Here is a 21,379-nt window from a genome sequence, read left to right on the forward strand (position 1 = left end):
AAAAATACACTATGCAATTACGCTTTAACTATATCGTACTTATTGGTGGTTTAACGTTTTTTACTTCCTGCAAAAAGTGGCTGGAAGAAACACCCAACAATGCATTGCCCGCCAATAAAAGCATTACCGATGCCGCTACCGCCAGAGCAGCTATTATTGGTGCCTATAATTCCGTGCAGGGATACTATTCGGCCAGCTATCCTACATTGGGCACCATTACTGCCGATAACGTGATCTTCAATGGCACGCTGAGTGAGTATCTGCAATTAGACCAGAACGCTATTCCGGCAGATAATGTAACAACAGTAGCCGCTTATCAGAATATTTACAAAGCCATCAACTCTGCTAACAGTGTAATAACCTATGTGCCGGAGGTTTCAGATCCTTTGCTGCCCGATGCGGAAAAGAACAAACTGTTGGGTGAAGCTTATTTCATTCGGGCCTTGGGCTATTTTGATCTGGGCCGTGGTTGGGGCGGTGTGCAATTGCAGGTACAACCAACAACCAGTCTTTCGGCCGCACGCGGAATAAAACGCAGCACGCTGCAACAAACCTACGACCAGGTATTGAGCGACCTGGTAAAAGCGGAAGAACTGTTACCCGAAGATGGCAGCACGCGTAACCGGGCGCAAAAAAGCACGGCCCGGGCATTGCGGGCACGATTACATTTATACAGAAAGGAATGGGCCGAAGCCGACAAATACGCTTCCCTGGTGATCGCCAATAACAAATACGCATTGGTTACGCCTTTTAAAACATTCTTCACCACACCGTTTGGTACTACAGAGTCTGTGTTTGAATTAACCTTTTCAGCCAATGACAAAAACTCCTATTGGAACCTGTGGTATCCCAGTTCCGCCGGTGGGCAGTATACATTAAAACCTTCCGCTTCATTTGTAAGCAAAATAAATGATGCAGCTATTGGTGGAAGCCGTAGTAGTCTTATTGCGGGAACTGGCAATAATGTATACGGTGTGTTGTACAACACCAGCGCCACCAGTACCGACCCTTCTTACATTATCCGCATTGCCGAACTGTACCTGATACGGGCGGAAGCCAGGGTGTGGCTGGAAGACCTGACAGGCGCATTGGCCGACCTCAATAAGATCAGGAACCGGGCCGGTGTACCCAATTCAACCGCTGCCACCAAAGAGGAATTGATACTGGCTATAGAAAACGAGAACAGCATCGAGTTCTCCTTTGAAGCACACCGCTGGTTCGACCTGGTGCGTACCGAACGGGTAGATGACATCCTGGGTATCACTAATAAAAACTATTGGGTATTTCCCCTGCCCTATTCCGATATTTTATCAGACCCCGATGCAAAACAAAATGATGGCTACTGAAACCAAAACAATTGACGCAAAAAACATTTTTATGAAACTTCGTAATATTTTCACCTTACTGTTATTCCTGCCGGTTGTTTCAGCGCTGGCGCAAACCAGTTACTTTTTTCCCAAGGCAGCTAGTTTTGATGCCTCCATTCCTTCACCCGGGAAATTTCTTGGGTATGCTATTGGTACCCACTATACAAGACACGAACAAATTGTTGCCTACTTCCGCGAACTGGCGCGGGTGAGCAATCGCATTCATGTACAAACGATCGGCAAAACTTATGAAGAAAGAGAACAGATCATTGCCACCATTACCGCGCCCGCTAACTATAACCGGCTGGAGGAGATCAGACAGGAACACCTCACCCTCGTTGATCCTTCCAAACCAATTATCGACAACAAGGCACCGGTGATCATTCACCTCGGTTATAACGTGCATGGCAACGAATCATCGAGCGCAGAAGTAAGCATGCTTACTGCCTGGTACCTGGCCGCAAACAACGACCCGGAAACCCAGCAGTGGTTGAAAGAAGCCGTTATCTTTATCGATCCCTCCTTAAATCCTGATGGCCGTGACCGTGCTGCCAACTGGTACAACAGTTATAGCTCCTTTCCGCCCATAGCCGACCCACTCGATAAAGAACACCAGGAGCAATGGCCGGGCGGCAGAACGAATCACTATTTTGCCGACCTCAATCGCGACTGGTTGAACCTGGTACATATTGAAAGCCGTAACCGCGTGCAGTTCTTTCACCAATGGTACCCCAACGTACAAATAGACTTTCACGAACAGGGTTCCAATGCTACCTATTATTTTGAACCAACACCCAAACGCCACGAAAGCCCCATTGTACCACAGTTCCTGTATGATGAGAACGCAGTGCTGGCTACTTACCATGCCAAAGCGCTCGATGAGATCGGGTCTTTATATTTCACTAAAGAGAATTACGACAATCTCTCCCCCATCTATGGCAGCACCTATCCAAAATTTTATGGCAGCGTAGCGGCTACGTTTGAAGAAGCCAGTTCCCGCGGACTGGTAACGGAATCAACCAATGGCCTGCTGACCTTTGCCTTTTCCATTCGCAACCATGTAACCACCAGTTTGTCAACCATACGTGGTTCAGTAGCGGAAAAAGCCAATTTATTCAAGGTGCAGAAAAACCTGTTTAAGCAGGCGTTGGAACAAGCCCGGGCCAGCAAAACAAAAGCGTATGTATTTGGCGACAGCCGCGATGAAAACCTCACCCTTACATTTTTGAACCTGCTTTTGCAACACCACATTCAGGTATATGAACTGGAAGGCAATACCACGCAGGAGGATAAGAAGTTTGAAAAGGGAAAAAGTTATATAGTTCCGGCCGAACAACCCAACTACCTCATTGTACATTCCCTGTTTGAAGAGAACATTTTAAAAGACAGTATTTATTACGACAATACCGGCTGGAGCGTCATCCATGCATATGGCTTGCAATATGCCGCCATCAATACGCCCACCTTTGCCAAAGGAAAACAGGTAACCAGCCTGCCATCGATCAACGGTGACGTGTTGGGCGGACAATCCAGTCTCGCTTACATAACAGCTTATACCGACTTCAATGCCACAAAAGCCCTGTATGCATTGTTGCAAAAGGGCATCCTGGTAAAAACAGCCTTCAGGCCCTTTACAATTAATCATAACAACAGCAAAAAAACATTTGGCAATGGCTCATTGATCATTCCGGTGGCCGGACAACCTATTGCCGCCGACAGCCTGTACAGGCTGGTAAAAGCCATAGCTGCAAATGCAAACATCACCTTTACTGCGGTATCTACCGGGTTCAGTGCAGAAGGCATCGATTTGGGGAGCAGCAATATTAAAGCCATTCGCAAACCCGAAGTGGCGCTGGCATTTGGTCAGGGTGTTACTTCATCGGAAGCCGGACAAATATGGTTCCTGCTGAATCAACATTTAGGTTTACCAGTAGTAAAACTGGACCTGCAGAATTTTGAACGGGCCTCTTTGAAACGATACAATACCCTGATACTGCCTGGTGGTAATTACAGTGCCTGGAACAAAGCCACAGTTGATAAAATAAAAGACTGGGTAGCAGAAGGCGGTGTGCTGATCACTCTGCAAAATGCCAGCGCCTGGGCCATCCAGAACGACCTGGTAAAAGAGAAATTATTGGACGATGACAAGGATAAACCCGAAGGTAAGCCTGCTGCACCCCTCACCACAGCCACAGCCACTGATAATCGTGCAGGCCGGCCGGTTCAACAAACTTCGTTTGGACAAAGCGCTACTGAAAGACCCGAAAGCGAACCGGTATCAAAAAGCAGGAACAGCCGGCTTGATTATGATGCACAGCAGGATGTGGAAGGCGCCAAACGCATCAATGGCGCTATTTTCACTGCGGACCTGGATACTACCCATCCCATAGCCTTTGGCGTTACCACCCGTAAATTGTTTATAAACAAGAACAGCAATACTTTTTTACAAAGCAGTGCCAACAAATATGCGACCGTAGCGCTGTACGACAGCAAACCATTTGTAAATGGTTATGCTTCCAAAGAGAATATCAAAAAAGTAAGCAGCTCGGCAGCTATCCTTTTAAGCAACAGTGGCAACGGACAGGTGGTGCTGTTTGCCGACGATCCTACTTACCGCAGTTACTGGCTGGGCACCACCCGGTTGTTCCTGAACAGTATCTTTTTTGCAAACCTGGTAAGTGGCGGTAGAAATTTCGCCGGGGAAAGCGAACACGAATAAACCCCTTCTAAAAGTATTTGTATGAATAGAAATCGACAGACCAAAACTATACTGATTATAACAACATTTATCCTGGCCGGCATAACAGCCTATGCGCAACAACCCATTCCCATAAAAGGCACCATTCGGGAAACAGGTACGCAAAAACCGGTGCCCGGTGTATCGGTGAAATCAAAACACTCCAGGGTTGGAACCAGTACCGATGAAAATGGCCAGTTCAGTTTAACGGTTCCATCAAATGATATTTTATTGATCACTGCAATCGGTCATGCTGCGGTTGAGCAACCCGTTAATGGCAAGCAATTCATTGAGATAACGCTTGCTGCCGCCAGTAATTCACTGGGTGAAGTTGTGGTGGTGGGGTATGGTGCACAAAGCAAAAAATCGCTGGTAAGTGCAGTAGCTACTATAAAGGCAGATGAAATAAAGAATAAACCGGTAGCTGCCTTTGATCAGCAATTACAAGGCCGGGTGGCCGGTGTTCAGGTAAGCGCCAATACCGGCATTCCCGGAGATGGCATTTTCTTTCGCATCAGGGGTACTACTTCTATCAATGCCGGCAATGACCCGTTGTATGTGGTTGATGGTGTTTTTATCAATAACCAGTCATTACAGAAGATCACCACCCAGGGACAGTCCAATAACCCGTTAGCTGATATCAATCCGGCAGATATTGAAAGCATCTCCGTTTTAAAAGATGCATCTGCCACGGCTATTTATGGTGCGCGTGCTGCCAATGGCGTTATACTGATCACTACCAAACGCGGGCAGTATAATACACAGGCAAAAGTAAATGCCAATGCCTATTACGGTTCATCCTGGGCACCCCAATTGTGGGACCTGGTAACTGGTCCTGAACATGCAACCATCATTAACGAGGCGTGGGCCAATGATGGCAAATCATTTGCAACAAGGCCCTTCCGGCCTAAATCGGAAGGCGGCCGCGGACTGCCGGAAGAACAACCTACCTATGACCGCCTGCATGATATTTTCAGGACAGGCAATCTGCAGAATTATGATCTCTCCGTTTCCGGCGGCAATGACAAAACGCGTTATTATATTGGCGGTGGGTATAATAAACAACAGGCCATTTTGCGTACCAATGATTTTCAGCGGGCCAGTTTTAAGTTCAATCTCGATCAGCAGATAAACAGCCATGTTCGAATTGGCTCGAGCAATCTGTTATCGCGTTCTTACCGCACTAATGCGCGGGTGGGCGACGGTCCGCAAGGTGGCATATTACAGGCGGCCCTGCACACCCCTACTTACCTGCCCAAATTCAATGATGATGGTACCTATGCCAAGTGGGCCGGGTTCGATAACCTGGATGTATTGATCAAATACACCGATATGCACAGCACCAGCATCCGATACATAGGAAATATTTATGGCGAAGCAGATCTTGTTCGCAATCTTAAATTTCGTACCAGCTGGAGTATTGACTACAACGATTATAACGAATACGAATACTGGAACAGCCTTACCAACCGGGGAAGCGCCAGCAAAGGGCTTGCCTCTTCCAGCGTAAGTAAAAACGCCATCTGGATAACAGAACAAACGCTTTCCTATAAAGCAAAACTGGGTCAGCATGGTCTTGGGCTACTGGCAGGAAATTCCGTGCAGGGCACCGTGGAAACAGTAACCTCGGCACAGGGTACCAATTTTCCCAATGACTCCTATAAACAGATCGCCTCGGCAGCTACTACTACTTCTTCCAGCAGCAGCGCCGGCAACCGGCAGGTATCTGTGTTTGGCCGGTTGGAATATAATTATGCCGGTAAATATTTTGCTGAGTTCAATGTACGTGGCGATGCGTCTTCAAAATTCGGCACCAGCAAACAGTGGGGATACTTCCCTTCTGTAGGTTTGGCCTGGCTGGCCAGTGAGGAACCATTCATCAGAAATATTAATGCAATCAGTACGTTGAAATTACGGGCGAATATTGGCATTACCGGTAACCAGAATGGTATTGGCAATTTTGCTTCCCGCAATTTATGGAATGGCGGAGCTAACTACCTCGACAACCCCGGAACCGTGCCGCAACAACTGGGCAATACCGGTTTAAGCTGGGAAACCACCCGGCAAACCAACCTCGGTATCGATCTTGGATTATTGCAGGACCGCATCAACATAGAATTCAATCTCTATAAGAAATATACCACCGATCTGTTGTTAAGTCTGCCTTTACCGGTAAGCACCGGTTTCTCTTCCGTGTCGAGCAACGCCGGCGAGATCAGCAACAAAGGATTTGAACTGGGTATTACTACCACCAACATCAGCAACCGCCGGTTTACCTGGACAACCAGTTTCAATATTGCACACAATGTAAATAAGATTGAAAAGCTGGATATTCCCGTTGATGCTTCCTATTCCGCAGAAAGAATGTTACAGGGTTATTCCATGCATTCTTTTTATGTATACAAACAATTGTATGTTGATCCGCAAACAGGCGATGCAGTTTATGAAGATTATGTAAAAGATGGCAAGATCACTGCCGATGACCGGCAGATCGTTGGCAATGCCCAACCCAGGTACTTCGGCGGCATCAACAACAGCCTTCGATATCAAGGATTCGATTTTTCCATCTTCTTCAATTTCCAGTTTGGCAACAAGATCTTTAACAACAACCGTTTCTTTCATGAATCAGGCGGTACGCGTGACGACCGCCGGGCTATCAATAAAAACCAGCTCAACCGATGGCAAAAGCCCGGCGATATAACAGAGGTGCCCCGAATTACCACCCTGGGCACGAATTATACGTTGAGTCCTGTTAGCCGTTTTATCGAGGATGGTTCATTCATTCGACTGAGTACGTTGACCCTTGGTTATACGCTTCCTCAAAAGCTAACAACCAGGATCCACACCAATTCTATCCGCATTTATGCCAGCGGGTCCAACTGGTGGTTATGGAAAAAATACCAGGGACCTGATCCGGAGATCAATGTGACCTCGGACCCTAATGTACAGGGTTATGATCTGGGAACGCCCCCGCAGCCCCGCACCATTCAGTTCGGCATTAATTTATCTCTTTAATCAACATGCATGAAACGTTTTACTTACATATACCTCGCCTTCCTGATGCTGACAACCGGTTGCAAAAAATTCCTCCATGTGCAACCGCAGCAACAGGTAGATGCATCCGTAGCCATTACCGATGCGGTAAGCGCAGAAGCTGCTGTAAACGGCTTGTACAACCGCCTGGGCAGTGATGGCTATTATGGTTCCAATTTTATTTCCCTCTCCTATTTAATGGGTGGCGACATTCAATGGACAGGTTCTCAATCGGCGCCGGCGCAAATTGCAGCGCGTGCATTAACGGCCGACAATTCGAATGTTGCCAGTGCGTGGACGGCTATTTACCGCACCATTCTATCGGCCAATTACATTATAGATATTGTTCCCGGATTAACCGATCCTCTGCTTACCGACGCAAAGAGAAATCAATACCAGGGCGAAGCCTACTTTATCAGGGCGCTGGCTTATTTCGACCTGGCAAGGGCCTGGGGGGGTGTGCAGTTGATCACCCGTCCTACCTATTCTAAAAGCGACCAGGAGGGTATTCGCAGAAGTAGTGTGGCAGAAACCTATGCACAGGTGCTGGGTGATCTGGATAAAGCAGAAGCGTTGTTACCTGTAACCGTCAACCGGAATAAAGCCACGCAAAAAACGGTGTGGGCCTTAAAAGCCCGGTTTTATTTATACCAGCGGGATTGGGCAAAAGCAGAAAGTTATGCCTCCAAAATAATTGATGACGCGGCCAATTATAAATTGCTTAAGCCTTACAGCGCCTTCTTTGCCAATAATGTAACTGCTACTGCCGAGTCTGTTTTTGAACTGGGGTATAGCACCTCCTTTAAGAATGGACATTACAACTGGTGGCTGCCACCTGCATTGGGTGGCCGTCGCGAATGGGCGCCAAACGGTAACCTGGTTACGTTGCTGAACGACCCCGCCATTGGCGGCAATCGAAATGCGCTTATTGCGCAAACAGCGCCACCCGGTAATTTATGGTATGGTAAATTGTATTACCGCAATCCAACCGGCACTGATCCTGCTTATTTGATCCGTGTGGCGGAATTGTATCTTATCCGTTCGGAAGCCAGGGTACAACAAAGCAAACTAACTGAGGCGTTACAAGATCTTAACGCGGTTCGCGAACGCGCTGGATTATCACCCGCAACGGCTACTACAACCGGAGATGTATTACTGGATATTGAAAACGAGCGGCGGCTTGAATTTGCTTTTGAAGGGGACCGCTGGTTCAACCTGGTGCGTACCGGCAGTGTAAAAAACGTGCTGAATATAACTGACCCAAACAAATTTGTTTTCCCGATCCCGGTTTCAGAAATTATTGCAGACAAATACCTGGATCCCAATTTAGGTTACTAACTTTAAACTATACCTGTTAATATGAAACTATTATCTAAAGTAATACCCGCAGTAGCACTTGTATTAATAACCACCGCTGATTTTGCCCAGCAAAAAACCACCAGCTTCGCAGGACCTGAAAAAGGCACGCTGGTGATCGTTGGCGGTGGCCGTTTAGGCCCCGAGATCTGGGCCCGCTTTATAGAACTGGCCGGTGGCGCCAATGCACGCATTGTTGTTATTCCAACAGCAGGTGAAGATTCGGCGCTTAATATCGGCAAGTCGTTTGAGAAGGAATTATTGCTGAATCTGGGCGTACAAAACGTAGTGGTGCTGCATACCCGGGATCCTAAAGTAGCCAATACCGACAGCTTTGTAGCGCCTATAAAAAGAGCAACCGGTATCTGGTTCGTTGGCGGCCGTCAATGGCGATTGGCCGATGCTTATTTAAATACTTTAGCTCATAAGGAATTCAATGCGTTGTTAAACCGGGGTGGCGTTATTGGCGGCACATCTGCCGGTGCAACCATTCAGGGTTCGTTTTTATTCCGTGGTGATACAAAAGGCAACAATGTACTTGTAGGCGATCACATCCAGGGACTTGATTTTATACATAATGTAGCAATTGACCAGCACATCCTTCGGCGCAACCGCCAGTTCGACCTGGCAGGGTTTGTAAAAACGCATCCGGAGTTATTAGGCATTGGCATCGATGAGAATACGGCTGTAGTGGTACAAAAGAATACATTTGAAGTAATAGGTAGTTCTTACGTAGCTGTCTACGACGGCAATACCGCCAAAAGCGCTGCGGAAGAATCGAAGCCTTTCACCTTCCTGGGTAAGGGGCAACGGTACGATCTGAAAGAAAGGAAGTTAATACCTGTACCGGGAAATCCGGCTACTGCTAACTAACATAAATGCGTGGTGGTTCAAAAAAAACGCCCCGATTACATCTTTATCCAAAACTTCAATAAGTTATCAAAATGCGCTTCTGCCAACTGATAGCAGGGAGGTATCTCATCACCCCAGCTACAATAAGTTGCTATCCTGGTACCAATGGGCATTTTTTCTAATTGATTATACAGGTAAATACTATAGTAGTTGTATAGCTCATTCGAATAAACGATCTCGTTATCTATTTTATCCGTGGCATCCAGGTTTTCGAAAAAAGCATTGTAGAAATAGAAATGGTCGTACTCATTCAATAGAAGTTGGGTAAAGTTCTTATTGATAAAATGAACATTGTGTAGTCCCAGTTTCTTTCGGGCGGTTTCGGCACAGGAGATCAGATTTTTTCGCTGTTCCACTCCGTAAAAAGACACTGTTGGTTTATAATAAGCACCTGCCAGGCAAAATTTCCCTACCCCACTGCCGATGTCTAATACTTTTGTTGAATTGTTTGGCGTCAGGTAGGTAACAACTTTCTGAATTATATATAATGGCGACCAATGCATGCGGGCCAATGATCTTACACGTCTTGAATAAAGTTTATGAAACTTGTCATCTGAGCTGAACCAGTTTTCCATAGTATGTATAGGATTCATGAGGTCGCAAAGTTACCTGATTTCTGGTGCTGTTTTAATGTATCTTTATACAAATCAGGACTTATGGGAATGAAAAGCATGTTTCTCCTGTTTACCTGGCTGTTGCCTGTTGTATTACTGGCGCAGGACCCCTGGGTTGTTACTGCGGATAAAATTGATCCTGCCAATTATTATGGCGAAACTGTTGCCAATGGCATGATCGGGATTGTTTCTTCCCCCACTCCATTTAAAGTAAAAGATGTGGTGTTGAATGGCGCCTTCGATCTGTATGGCCGGGGCCGGGTGAGTAACATCCTCAAGACGTTCAACTTTGTTAATATGCAGCTGTCTGTCGATGGTACAGACATCTCGCGTTTTAACCAGGTGACGCAACTGTCGCAATCGCTCGATATGAAACATGCCGCGCTTACCACCCGGTTCAGCTTTGAAGATAAAGCCACCATTCAATATACGTATTACTCCCTTCGTCAACTGCCCTATTCCGCCCTGGTAGATGTGGTGGTCACAACCCACAAGGATTGTGAGCTCATTCCTGCCAGTGTTATGGAAGCGCCCGAGATGCTTAACAGTGTTCAACCCTATTACAACCAGATCGACAGACCGCACGTGTCCATTTCTTTATTGACCTCCACGGCGAAAAGCCCTACCGGTAAACTTTTTATTGCTGCCAGTAATAGTTTTTTATTTGATGAACCGCATGGCAGCGAACCGGCCCTTATTCATGAGTTGTGGGACAACAGCATGCACCTGTTGAAATTTAAAAAGAAACTAAAGGCAGGCGAAACCTATCATTTTGCCATCGTTGGTTCTACCATCACTTCAGCGCAGCACGACGATCCGTTGAATGAAGTGGAACGCATGACTTTGTTCGCTACGCTGGAAGGAGAAAAGCGGCTGCTGGAACACCACAACAATGCCTGGGACGAACTATGGAAAAGCGATATCCTCATCAGTGGCGATGCTGCCACACAACAACAGGTGCACAGCATGATCTATCACCTGTATGCGTTTACACGGGCAGGCAGCGGCTACGGGCTTTCTCCCATGGGACTAAGTGGACTGGGTTATAACGGACATTCCTTCTGGGACACAGAACTTTGGATGTTCCCGGCATTGCTGTTGTTGCAACCTGCTATAGCTGAATCGCTGCTCGACTATCGGTTTCGACGATTGGAAGCCGCCAGGCACAATGCCTGGTCACATGGTTACAAAGGTGCTATGTTTCCCTGGGAAAGCGCTGCCAGCGGCAATGAAGAAACGCCGGTATGGGCTTTGTCGGGCCCCTTTGAACACCATATTACTGCCGACATCGGTATAGCCGCCTGGAATTATTATTGTGTTACGCAGAATAAAGACTGGCTGCGTCAAAAGGGATATCCGTTACTAAAAGCGACAGCCGATTTCTGGGCCAGCCGCGTGGAAAGAAATGGGACAGGCCATTATGATATAAAGAACGTAGTAGCGGCCGATGAATGGGCCGAGAATGTAGACAACAATGCGTTTACCAATGCCGCCGCCAAAGCCAACCTGCGTTACGCCAGCCAGGCTGCGGCACTGCTGGGTATTACGCCCGATCCCGACTGGCAAACTGTTGCCGCCAACATTCCCATAGACAAGTTTGCCGATGGCGTTACCAAAGAACACAGTGCCTATGCCGGTGAAAAAATAAAACAGGCGGATGTGAACCTGCTTGCCTATCCGCTTACTGAGGTCACCAACGTCACTGCTGTCAAAAGAGACCTTGATTATTATGAAGGCCGTGTGGGTGAAGGGCCGGCCATGACACATGCGATCTTTTCTATTTTATATTCCCGGTTGGGGATGCCCGATAAAGCATTTAGTGCTTTTAAGAATGGGTTCCTCCCTAACCTGTTGCCGCCCTTTGGGGTTATTGCGGAAACGGCGGGCGGCACCAATCCTTATTTTGCCACAGGCGCCGGTGGTATGTTACAGGCTATGTTGAATGGGTTTGGTGGTCTGTCTATTACGCCAGCTGGTATTGTACAATTAAAAACCGGTTTACCCGCCCAATGGAAATCGCTAACGCTTACTGGTATTGGTATTAGTAAAACCACGTATAGCCGGTAAATCTGTTTTAGCTAAGGGATTGCCAAAAAAGGGTGGTTTTCACCTTTTTTAATACGTTTTAATCTGGTTTTAATCGGCCTGTCAAAAGCAGGTTGGCATTCCTTTTAACCCGTTATGTATGCAGATTTATCCAATAAGTGATTTAACTGTGCTGTAATTGTGTAAATACAACGGCAGTTGTTTTCAGGATGGTGTCGGTTGCTTTTTTTTGCTAAAAAAAGATATTATCTTACTTCGGAAATATACCGGTTTGCCATAACCCTAAGTATCATTTTAGTGCCACGAAAACGAAACCCCCATTTTACTGTCCTGATGATGAAGGCAAGAACCGTAGCCTGCTGTGTAGTTATTTTTTTATGTTCACTTACCAGAACGTATAGTCAGTCTGGTTGCCCACCCAATCTTGATTTTGAAAATGGAAATTTTGATAACTGGGAATGTTTTATTGGGAATACCGATACCATTGGTGGTAAAAACAATATGAATCTTTCGCCATCGGCGCCCTTGCCCGACCGGCATCTGCTCATTTCCGCCGCCAGCAATCCGGGGAAGGACATGTATGGCGGTTTCCCTAAAATTTGTCCGTATGGCGGTAACTATTCCGTTAAGCTGGGGAATGAATATACCGGTGCCCAGGCCGAAGCCATCTCCTATACTTTTCAGGTACCCAGTACCATCGATACTTTTACCTTCACTTATTTTTATGCGGTAGTGCTGGAAGATCCGCAACACGGACCGGCGGAGCAACCGCGTTTTTTTGTAACTGCCTATGATGTAAATACGGGTGCTGTTATTAACTGCGCTTCTTTCGATTATGTTTCCACTGCCGGCCTGCCGGGGTTTAAGCCATCACCCATCAGCACCCAGGTTTTGTATAAAAGCTGGACGCCGACCTCACTGCAGTTTCCCGGAATGGGCGGTCACCTCGTTCGCCTGGAATTCCGCACGGCCGATTGTACCCGCAGCGGCCACTTTGGTTATGCCTATCTTGATGTGGCCAGCGCCTGTTCAAACATTCTGGCCACAGCGCCGTATTGTATACAAACAAATTCTTTGATCCTGGATGCCCCTTTCGGGTTTCAGAATTATACCTGGTTCGATGCCAATTACAACGTAGTGGCGCATGGCCAGTCTGCTACTTTAAGTCCGCCACCGGTAACCCAGGGTTACTTTTATGTGGATGTGGAACCTTACCCGGGCTTCGGCTGCCGCGATACCTTACAGGCCCTTGTAAAGCCATACCCGGTGCCTGATCTCCCCCTGGCAGACACAATCGTTAATTTATGCCAGAACGAGATCCCTGAACCGCTGGCTGCATCCGTATTGCCCGGGCACCAGTTAAACTGGTATACAACACCCATTGGCGGTATACCTGTTTCCACAGCCCCGGTACCCTCCACCGCTCTGCCCGGCGTTACAAAGTATTATGTTTCGCAAAAAGCGCTGTACGGCTGTGAAGGATTCAGACGGGAAATTGTGGTGAATGTAACGGCAACGCCTGTTACTGCATTCAATATTAATAAAGCAAGACAGTGCCATGTAGGCAACAGCTTTACGTTCACAAGCATATCCGGAAATTTGGTGAACCCCGGTTATACCTGGGCGTTTGGAGATGGAAAAATAGATTCATCAACGGGCCGAACAAGCAGCTACAGTTATCCATCATCCGGTATTTACCAGGTAAAACTGATAGCCACCAATCACGGTTTGATCGCCTGTTCAAAAACAGACTCGGCAAAGATCTTTGTAGTGCCAAAACCAACCGCGGCATTTAACTATCCTGATCCCATTTGCGAAGATCAAACCATCCTAACAATCACCGACCAGTCTTCTATTCCCCCGCAATTTACTACCATCAACAAATGGTGGTGGAATATCAATGGCAAAATAACCACCACTCAAACAACGGCGACGTTTCTGGCGCCTCCCGGCGGACCGTTTCCTGTAAAACTGGTGGTTACCACACAGGAAGGTTGTTTGTCTGATACCAACAGTAAAGTATTGGACATCCATTTTCGTCCGTTAGCAGAATTCAAATACGGGGACCTGAACCTGATGTGCAATAATGAGATCATCCGTTTTACGGATCTCTCCACCATGCCTTCGGCAGCCGTGGGCGAAACCGTTTCTAAATGGAACTGGTTATACGATAACGCTGTTTCCAATAATGCACAAACACCGGGTGTTGTTTTCAGTGCCGGAATGCATACCGCGCAGCTGATCTCAGAAAACAACTATGGTTGCAAAAGCCTTCCGGTATCCCATAGTTTCGAGATCTTCCCCAAACCCACTACCAGAATGGAGGTCAGCGATTCGTGTGTGTATGTAAAGTTGTTATACAACGCGATCGACGTATCGGGCACTGTTGTCGGCTGGACCTGGAATTGGGATGACAGGTCTATGCGGTATGGCAACAGCTTGGAAAGGACCTTTTTTCATAAAGGCGACCATGTGTTAACCCTCATTGGTAAAACCGGGAAGAATTGTAAAGACACCATCATTCGTCCGGTCATCATTTACAGCAATGAATCGTATGCCTATGCCGGCGTGGATACTTCGGCGCCTTATAATGAACCTATTGAGCTGGATGCCCATGGCGAACCCGGTATGCAATACACCTGGTCGCCGTTAACCGGTTTGAACCGGGATGATGTGGAGAAACCCATTGCCATCCTCGACCACGATCAGGTTTACAAATTATATACAGTTACCAAGGAAGGTTGTGAAAAATCGACAAAGGTGCTGGTAAAACGGTATGCCGGCCCTGAACTGTACGTGCCCACCGCTTTCACGCCCAATAAAGATGGCAAAAACGACCTGTTTAAAGTGATACCTACCGGTCTTAGAACGTTTGGTTTCCTGGCTGTATACAACCGCTGGGGCCAGCTGGTTTACCGCACTACCGACTATCACCAGGGTTGGGATGGCACCTATAACGGCGAAAAAGTTGATGCCGGCAGCTTTATTTATGTAGTGCAGGCCGTTGATTACTTAGGAAGGCCCATCAAAAGAAAAGGAACGTTTGTGTTACTAAGATAACTATTGGTAAAACTTGCCTACTTTCGCTGCAATAGAATAAAATTCAATATGAAATCAACCCACTTCTTATTCCTTTTGGGATTACTGGCAGCCTGTAATTCGCAACCAAAAGACAAAGAAAAAGAAACCGAAGCAAAAGCAGAACAACCAGCCAGCCACGAACCTACTGTTAACTGTTACCAGTATGCTACTGCTACTGACACGGTGCGCCTTACCCTGGTGCATGTGGGCGATAATATCAACGGCATGCTGATCTATCAATTGAAAGAAAAAGACAGGAACGTTGGCTCCATAAATGGAACGATGAATGGCGACATCCTGCTGGCTGACTATACCTTTAAATCTGAAGGCACCCAATCAACCAGACAGGTGGCATTTAAAAAGGCCGGCAATGCTTTTATTGAAGGTTATGGAGAAAGTGCTGAAGTGAATGGCGTTGAAAAGTTTAAAAACGTTGACTCCATTGTCTTCAGTTCTTCCATGAAGCTGGAAGAGATCCCCTGTAAATAAACGGTCGTTTATTGTAACGTCTTTTTGGGTACGCCTTCAAAGGTTATTGCAACCGGTTTAATGAATCCTTTTTCATCAAACTCCATTTTATCAATACAGGTTACCCGGTGATTACCGTCGGTTTCGCCAAGAGGCCGGCGGTGATACACAATATACCACTCATTACTGCCCGGAAATTGCAATACCGAGTGGTGGCCAGCCCCGGTTGCCACGGCCGCATCCTGTTGTAATACGGTACCAATGCGCTCAAAAGGGCCAAATGGAGAATCCCCTATCGCATACGCCACGCGGTAATCAGGACCCGTCCAGCCACCTTCGCTCCACATAAAATAGTATTTGTTGTTGCGGATAAACATAATAGGTCCTTCTACATAACCCTTGGGGGTGATCTCCCTGAACGTGTTTCCATCTTCGAACGGGACCAGACCGGTAAAATCATTTTTCAGTTTGGTAATGTTGCAATGGCCCCACCCGCCGTAGATCATGTAATACTGCCCGTCTTTATCGTGAAATACAAATTGGTCAATGGGTTGTGCTTTGTTCACGATCTTATCGAGCAATGGTTTGCCCAGGTGATCTTTAAACGGGCCTTCCGGTTTATTGGCAACTGCCACGCCAATGCCACCGGGTTGCTGTTCGTTTTGAATGTCATTGGCAGCAAAAAACAAAAAGTATTTACCATCCTTGTGTACAATAGCTGGTGCCCACATGGCCCGTTTAGCCCATTTGATGGCGGCGGTGTCGACAATGTGCGCGTGTTTGGTCCAGTTCACCAGGTCTTTTGAAGAGAAAGCATCTAAAAACACCTGTTGATTATAAGGGGCCGAATACGTAGGATAGATCCAGTATTGTTTGTTAAAAATAGCGCCTTCGGGGTCAGCATACCAGCCGGGAAAAACCGGATTGCCGGAAGTTTTTTTGCTGGCAGCTTGCTGGGCACTTCCTGTTAACCAACTGCAGGCAATGAAAACATATAATAAAGTGGGAACTGATAGTTTTCTCATGTTCTTTGATAGTTAAAATGAAGTTACTGCAAAAATCATTTTGCAATGAGAGGCATATTCATTTTTAAAATCATGCAAACCTGACGAAAGTCAGCTGCCAGGCAAAAGCTAAATTATATTTTGCATTGACAACAGATTTGGAAAATGAATACAGTACGGAAAATAGATCCGCTTTCGTCCGTTTCGGAGATCGTAAACAACGATTACCGCACTGCCGAGGTGTTTCGGAAACATGGCATAGAATACTGCTGCGCCGGCAAATGGCCTTTACAAATGATCATTGAATCAAAAGACCTGAACGCTGCCGAAGTAATAAAAGAACTGGAGTTGTCAATACATCCCATTGGCATACCACGCAGCCTGCCTTTTGAAGAATGGGACATTGATTTTCTCATCGATTACATTGTCAATATTCACCACGCCTACCTGAAAAAGGCATTGCCCGATACCAGGGAGCAATTGGAAAAGTTTACGGAGGGCCATCATAAAAAATACCCGGCGCTTACTGAACTGGCGCTGGTATTTAAAAGCCTCACGCTTGAAATGCTGCCTCATTTACAACAGGAGGAAGAAATAATATTCCCTTATATTAAGCAAATAGCGCATGCTTATGAAACCAGGGAGACGTATGCAAGCCTGCTGGTTCGAACGTTGCGAAAACCGGTTGAAAATGTGATGAATCATGAGCATGAGTCGGTCAATAAAATACTCGCCCAAATGCGGCAACTCACCAACAGATATACCGCGCCTGCAAATTCCTGCGTCAATCACCGGGTAACCTTTTCAAAACTGCTCGAAATAGATACCGACCTGGCGCAACACATGCATCTGGAGAATGGCATTCTTTTTCCCCGGTCAATTGAAATGGAAAAAAAGCTCCTTTTTTTGTAAGTTCGCTCCTATGAATAATATAGATGCCACCCATCTGTCGGCCTTGTTTGTACATGCTACGGAAGGCATTGTGCTTACCAACGGTGAAGGGACCATTGTGTTGATGAACCCCGCCGCACAGCGGACTTTTGGTTATAACGAAACCGAGTTGACCGGCAAACATGTGGAAGTGCTGATCCCCAGCCGTTTTGGCAAACAGCACTCCCAATTGCGGGAAGGCTTTTATCACCATCCGCAACACCGGGTAATGGGGCATGGCCGTGACCTGTATGGAAAACGTAAGGATGGATCGGAGATCCCGGTAGAAGTGAGCCTTAGTTTTTACAAACGGGATGAAGAGCTTTTTGTAATTGCCTTTATTGTAGATATCACCCACCGGAAAAAAATAGAAGAGAACATTTTGTTGCAGCAAAAACAGCTGGAGCAAATGACCAGTGATATGCGAAAGCTGAATGCGGAACTGGAAAGTAAAGTAGAGGAAAGGACTATGATCCTGAAGGAAGCCCTGCAGGAACTGGAGAAGTCACAGAAAAGCTTAAGCGAGGCGCTGGATAAAGAAAAAGAGCTGAGTGAAATAAAATCTCGGTTCGTGTCTATGGCTTCGCATGAATTCCGTACGCCACTCAGTACGGTATTGTCCTCAGCCGCGCTGGCTTCCAAATACAATCAACCGGAAGACCAGGATAAACGCCTGCGGCATATCAATATCATCAAAGACTCTGTTAAACACCTGAACGACCTGCTGGAAGATTTTCTGTCACTGGGTAAACTGGAGGAAGGAAAAGTACATATAAAAACCGAACAATTTGAAGTAAACCCTTTCCTGCAGGAAGTGATAGAAGAAATAAAAGCCATCAACCGCAAAGAACAACAGATTCACCTAACCTGCCACGGTGACGGTTCGTTTATAACCGATAAGAAATTATTGAGGAACATTCTGATAAACCTGTTAGGCAATGCTATTAAGTTTTCGCCGGAAAACGCCAATGTATGGGTGAATGTTGAATTACACGACCATAAACTGGTGTTATCGGTAAGAGATGAAGGCATTGGCATTTCGGAAGAAGACCAGCAACACATGTTTACCAGTTTCTTCAGAGGACGGAACGCGATCAATATCCAGGGAACCGGTTTGGGATTACATATAGTAAACCGGTATGTGGGTTTGTTACAGGGAAATATTCATCTGGAAAGTGCGCTGAACAAAGGCACTACCGTTACGATGGAACTGCCCGAACTGAAAGTAGATCAATGACAGGAGATCACCTGACCCGGAACATCTGCAATAACCGGACTGATAAATGGAATACCCAGGTTAAGTCCACGCAATATTAAGATCACCGCCATGGCCGCCACTACATAGGGCATGGCGGTTTTCATTTGTTGCCGTACCGGCATGTTAATTCGCAGACCAAATACACCCAGGGCCAGCATGGCAGGCAAAGTGCCCACGCCAAAAAGGAACATGAACAATACACTGTGTAATACCGTATTGGCCGTTAATGCGCCGGCAATGGCGAGGTACACCATACCGCAGGGTAATAACCCGTTGGCCATCCCCAACATAAAATAACCTGATATTTTATTTGATTTCAAAAAACGGTACATAAGCTGTTGTACGCGGAGATGAATGGATTGTATCCATTTGGGCTGAACGGATGCTTGTTTGTAAAAATAGTTGACGGCCATTACCAGCATTACTATTCCTATTACAATAGTAAACCTCCGCTGAAAACCGGCCAGGTAAATTCTCCGCCCGGCCAGTCCCAGCAAGGCACCTATCAGCACATAGGTGATTACTCTACCGGAGTTATATAAAACAATGGCTAGTATCTGCAATCCTTTGCTCAGGTGACGAACAGGCAATGCCAGCATCAGCGGCCCGCACATGCCTATGCAGTGCAAACTGCTTATACAACCCAGCAAAAAACCTGCTACTACGATCGACCACATAAAACTTACTGTATGGTTACAAATTCTTCTGAATAATATTGCTGTCCGTTGCTTTCCCACCTGATCTTTACCGTATAGTTGCCGGGCAGGAATAAACCGCTGTTGATTGTCTGCACCCCTTCGGCATCAGGATTCAATGTTATATTCCTGTCGCGTTTGGCGTCAGCGGCATAATAGAACCAGGCAGTGCCTTTCACCGTGGTATGCTTCATTTCGGCTGGTAAATGCAACACCAGCTCATTACCGGTTTGTGAAATGCTTATCTTATTGCCCAGCTGGTTGGCCCTGGTGGTACCATCGATCACCTGCTGGTACGATAATTCCTCTTTGTAATATTCCTTTGAAACCAAATCGTAATTGGTATGTATACAGCGGTATACCAGGTACGACATCATGCCTACAAAGATCAGGAATACGCCTATCAGTTTATGTCCCCAATTGAGTATCATAATAATTTGTTTTAAGGTTACTCGCTTACCGGTCCCAGGAAATTAGTGGCTATAGCATCTACTTTCTCATTGCCATTATAAAGTGCTATCTTAATGGGCTGTTTGCGGGCGTGAATGCTTTTGGCAGGCAGCACCACAAAGAAAGTACCTGAACCCTGTCCTTCTTCTTTTACTGAAATGGCATTGTGTTCGCCGATGATCTCTATGCGGCCATCGATGCCTTCCAGTTTCAGTTGTAAAGGAACCTTGTAAATAGTTTTATTGGCCACCTTTATATTGTACAGGTTCGATACACTATCGGTGCCCCGTTGCTGGTACAACATACCGGGTGTGCGCATGACGGTAGCATCTATTTCCTTGCGGGTAGACAGTAATATTCCCAGAACTACCAGCAGGCCTGTCAGCAAAACGGTATACAGTTTCATGCGACCGGTATAGCGCAATGGCTCGCGGTTCCCGATGCCATTTTCCGAAGCATACCTGATGAGCCCCAGGGGCTGATTGATCTTATCCATGATGGCATTGCAGGCATCTATACAGGCCGTGCAGCCTACGCACTCCAACTGGGTGCCGTTCCGGATATCGATACCGGTAGGGCACACTTTCACGCACTGAAAACAATCGATGCAATCGCCCAGCTCACGGGTAACCTTTTTATTATATTTACCTCTGGGTTCACCGCGTTTGTGGTCATAAGCAACGATCATGGAGTTGCGGTCCATCAAAACACCCTGCAGGCGGCCATAAGGACAAACAACCGTACAAGCCTGCTCGCGGAAAAAGGCATAAACGGCATAAAAGATGCCTGAGAAAATAAGAATGGCGAATAAACCGCCGATGTGTTGTGAAACCGGTTCGGTAATTATCTTTCCCAATTCTTTTATACTGATAATATAAGACAGGAAGAAATTCGCAATGATAAACGCACTCACGAAAAACACGGTGTGTTTACTGACTTTCTTCATTATCTTTTTGCCTGTCCAGGGTGCCTGTGCCAGTAGCTTTTGTTCGGCTGCATTGCCTTCGATGGCGTATTCAATTTTTCGGAAGAACATTTCCATGAAGATGGTCTGCGGGCAAACCCAGCCGCAAAACAACCGGCCAAAGGCAGCGGTGAACAATACCACAAACACAATAAACGTAACCATGGCCAACCCAAAGATGAAGAAATCCTGTGGCCAGAACACTTTGCCAAAAATGATAAAGTGCGCCTGCGTTACATCAAAAAGGAACAGGGGCCGGCCATGTACATATACAAATGGTAACGCAAAGAAGAGGATAAAAAAGCCCCGGCTTATCCAGGTACGTAAGGAATATAATTTGCCTTTGGGCTTTTGTGCATACACCCAGTTCCGTTTACCGGATGCATCTACGGTTGCGATGCGGTCGCGGAACGATTCGTTCTCTGCTATGTCTGCGGGTGGTGTTTTAGATTCAGTTTCCACTA

Annotated in this window: 15 protein-coding genes; 10 read left to right on the forward strand and 5 right to left on the reverse strand. The window is 46.5% G+C overall.

Annotation, left to right across the window (positions count from 1 at the left end; all coding sequences use genetic code 11):
• Positions 1 to 11 precede the first annotated feature (11 nt).
• From BMX95_RS20520 to BMX95_RS20540, 5 genes are read left to right on the forward strand one after another with little or no spacing between them, the layout of a single operon-like run.
• Positions 12 to 1,346 carry a RagB/SusD family nutrient uptake outer membrane protein gene (locus BMX95_RS20520; protein ID WP_133054054.1) on the forward strand — a complete coding sequence of 445 codons (1,335 nt, stop codon included), beginning with the start codon at positions 12 to 14 and terminating at the stop codon, positions 1,344 to 1,346.
• A 31-nt stretch (positions 1,347 to 1,377) separates the two neighbouring features.
• The gene (locus BMX95_RS20525; RefSeq protein WP_165759087.1) at positions 1,378 to 4,086 is read left to right on the forward strand and encodes a M14 family zinc carboxypeptidase; all 2,709 of its coding nucleotides are present in this window, start codon (positions 1,378 to 1,380) and stop codon (positions 4,084 to 4,086) included.
• 21 nt (positions 4,087 to 4,107) lie between these two features.
• Positions 4,108 to 7,119, forward strand: a complete 3,012-nt coding sequence (locus tag BMX95_RS20530) for a SusC/RagA family TonB-linked outer membrane protein (RefSeq protein WP_081203795.1) — start codon at positions 4,108 to 4,110, stop codon at positions 7,117 to 7,119.
• A 9-nt stretch (positions 7,120 to 7,128) separates the two neighbouring features.
• Entirely contained in the window at positions 7,129 to 8,475 is a 1,347-nt protein-coding gene (locus BMX95_RS20535; RefSeq protein ID WP_081203794.1) for a RagB/SusD family nutrient uptake outer membrane protein, read from the forward strand.
• A 21-nt stretch (positions 8,476 to 8,496) separates the two neighbouring features.
• A complete protein-coding gene (locus tag BMX95_RS20540; protein WP_081203793.1) occupies positions 8,497 to 9,366 on the forward strand; it encodes a cyanophycinase in 870 nt (289 codons plus the stop codon).
• 35 nt (positions 9,367 to 9,401) lie between these two features.
• Here BMX95_RS20540 and BMX95_RS20545 read toward each other — a convergent pair whose 3' ends face one another.
• The gene (locus BMX95_RS20545; RefSeq protein WP_081203792.1) at positions 9,402 to 9,998 is read right to left on the reverse strand and encodes a methyltransferase domain-containing protein; all 597 of its coding nucleotides are present in this window, start codon (positions 9,996 to 9,998) and stop codon (positions 9,402 to 9,404) included.
• A 69-nt stretch (positions 9,999 to 10,067) separates the two neighbouring features.
• Here BMX95_RS20545 and BMX95_RS20550 point away from each other — a divergent pair, with 69 nt between their 5' ends.
• The 3 genes from BMX95_RS20550 to BMX95_RS20560 all read left to right on the forward strand — a co-directional run bounded on the left by BMX95_RS20550 (position 10,068) and on the right by BMX95_RS20560 (position 15,635).
• Positions 10,068 to 12,086 (forward strand): kojibiose hydrolase, encoded by a 2,019-nt coding sequence (locus tag BMX95_RS20550; RefSeq protein ID WP_081204123.1) that lies wholly within the window; start codon positions 10,068 to 10,070, stop codon positions 12,084 to 12,086.
• Positions 12,087 to 12,398: 312 nt separating this feature from the next.
• On the forward strand, positions 12,399 to 15,125 hold the full coding sequence (locus tag BMX95_RS20555; RefSeq protein ID WP_081203791.1) for a T9SS type B sorting domain-containing protein: 2,727 nt from the start codon (positions 12,399 to 12,401) through the stop codon (positions 15,123 to 15,125).
• A 48-nt stretch (positions 15,126 to 15,173) separates the two neighbouring features.
• On the forward strand, positions 15,174 to 15,635 hold the full coding sequence (locus BMX95_RS20560; RefSeq protein ID WP_081203790.1) for a hypothetical protein: 462 nt from the start codon (positions 15,174 to 15,176) through the stop codon (positions 15,633 to 15,635).
• 8 nt (positions 15,636 to 15,643) lie between these two features.
• Here the strand turns inward: BMX95_RS20560 and BMX95_RS20565 are convergent, their stop codons facing one another.
• Positions 15,644 to 16,639, reverse strand: a complete 996-nt coding sequence (locus BMX95_RS20565; RefSeq protein WP_081203789.1) for a glycoside hydrolase family 43 protein — start codon at positions 16,637 to 16,639, stop codon at positions 15,644 to 15,646.
• Between the two features lie 144 nt (positions 16,640 to 16,783).
• On the opposite strand from BMX95_RS20565, the gene BMX95_RS20570 reads away from it, so the two are divergent.
• The gene (locus BMX95_RS20570) at positions 16,784 to 17,530 is read left to right on the forward strand and encodes a DUF542 domain-containing protein (protein WP_081203788.1); all 747 of its coding nucleotides are present in this window, start codon (positions 16,784 to 16,786) and stop codon (positions 17,528 to 17,530) included.
• 10 nt (positions 17,531 to 17,540) lie between these two features.
• Positions 17,541 to 18,785: a PAS domain-containing sensor histidine kinase gene (locus BMX95_RS20575; RefSeq protein ID WP_081203787.1), complete on the forward strand. Its 1,245-nt coding sequence runs from the start codon at positions 17,541 to 17,543 to the stop codon at positions 18,783 to 18,785.
• On the opposite strand, the gene BMX95_RS20580 is transcribed toward BMX95_RS20575, so the two are convergent.
• Genes BMX95_RS20580 through ccoG form a run of 3 tightly spaced genes read right to left on the reverse strand, consistent with a single transcriptional unit; the run spans position 18,779 to position 21,377 of the window.
• Positions 18,779 to 19,483, reverse strand: coding sequence for a sulfite exporter TauE/SafE family protein (locus BMX95_RS20580; protein WP_081203786.1), 705 nt, complete (start codon positions 19,481 to 19,483; stop codon positions 18,779 to 18,781). The genes BMX95_RS20575 and BMX95_RS20580 overlap by 7 nt on opposite strands.
• Before the next feature lie 5 nt (positions 19,484 to 19,488).
• Positions 19,489 to 19,932 (reverse strand): FixH family protein, encoded by a 444-nt coding sequence (locus tag BMX95_RS20585; RefSeq protein ID WP_081203785.1) that lies wholly within the window; start codon positions 19,930 to 19,932, stop codon positions 19,489 to 19,491.
• 17 nt (positions 19,933 to 19,949) lie between these two features.
• Complete coding sequence (gene ccoG, locus BMX95_RS20590; RefSeq protein ID WP_081203784.1) at positions 19,950 to 21,377, reverse strand: cytochrome c oxidase accessory protein CcoG; 1,428 nt, start codon at positions 21,375 to 21,377, stop codon at positions 19,950 to 19,952.
• Positions 21,378 to 21,379 lie beyond the last annotated feature (2 nt).

This window comes from Niastella yeongjuensis (assembly GCF_900110245.1).
Classification (GTDB): Bacteria; Bacteroidota; Bacteroidia; order Chitinophagales; family Chitinophagaceae; genus Niastella; species Niastella yeongjuensis.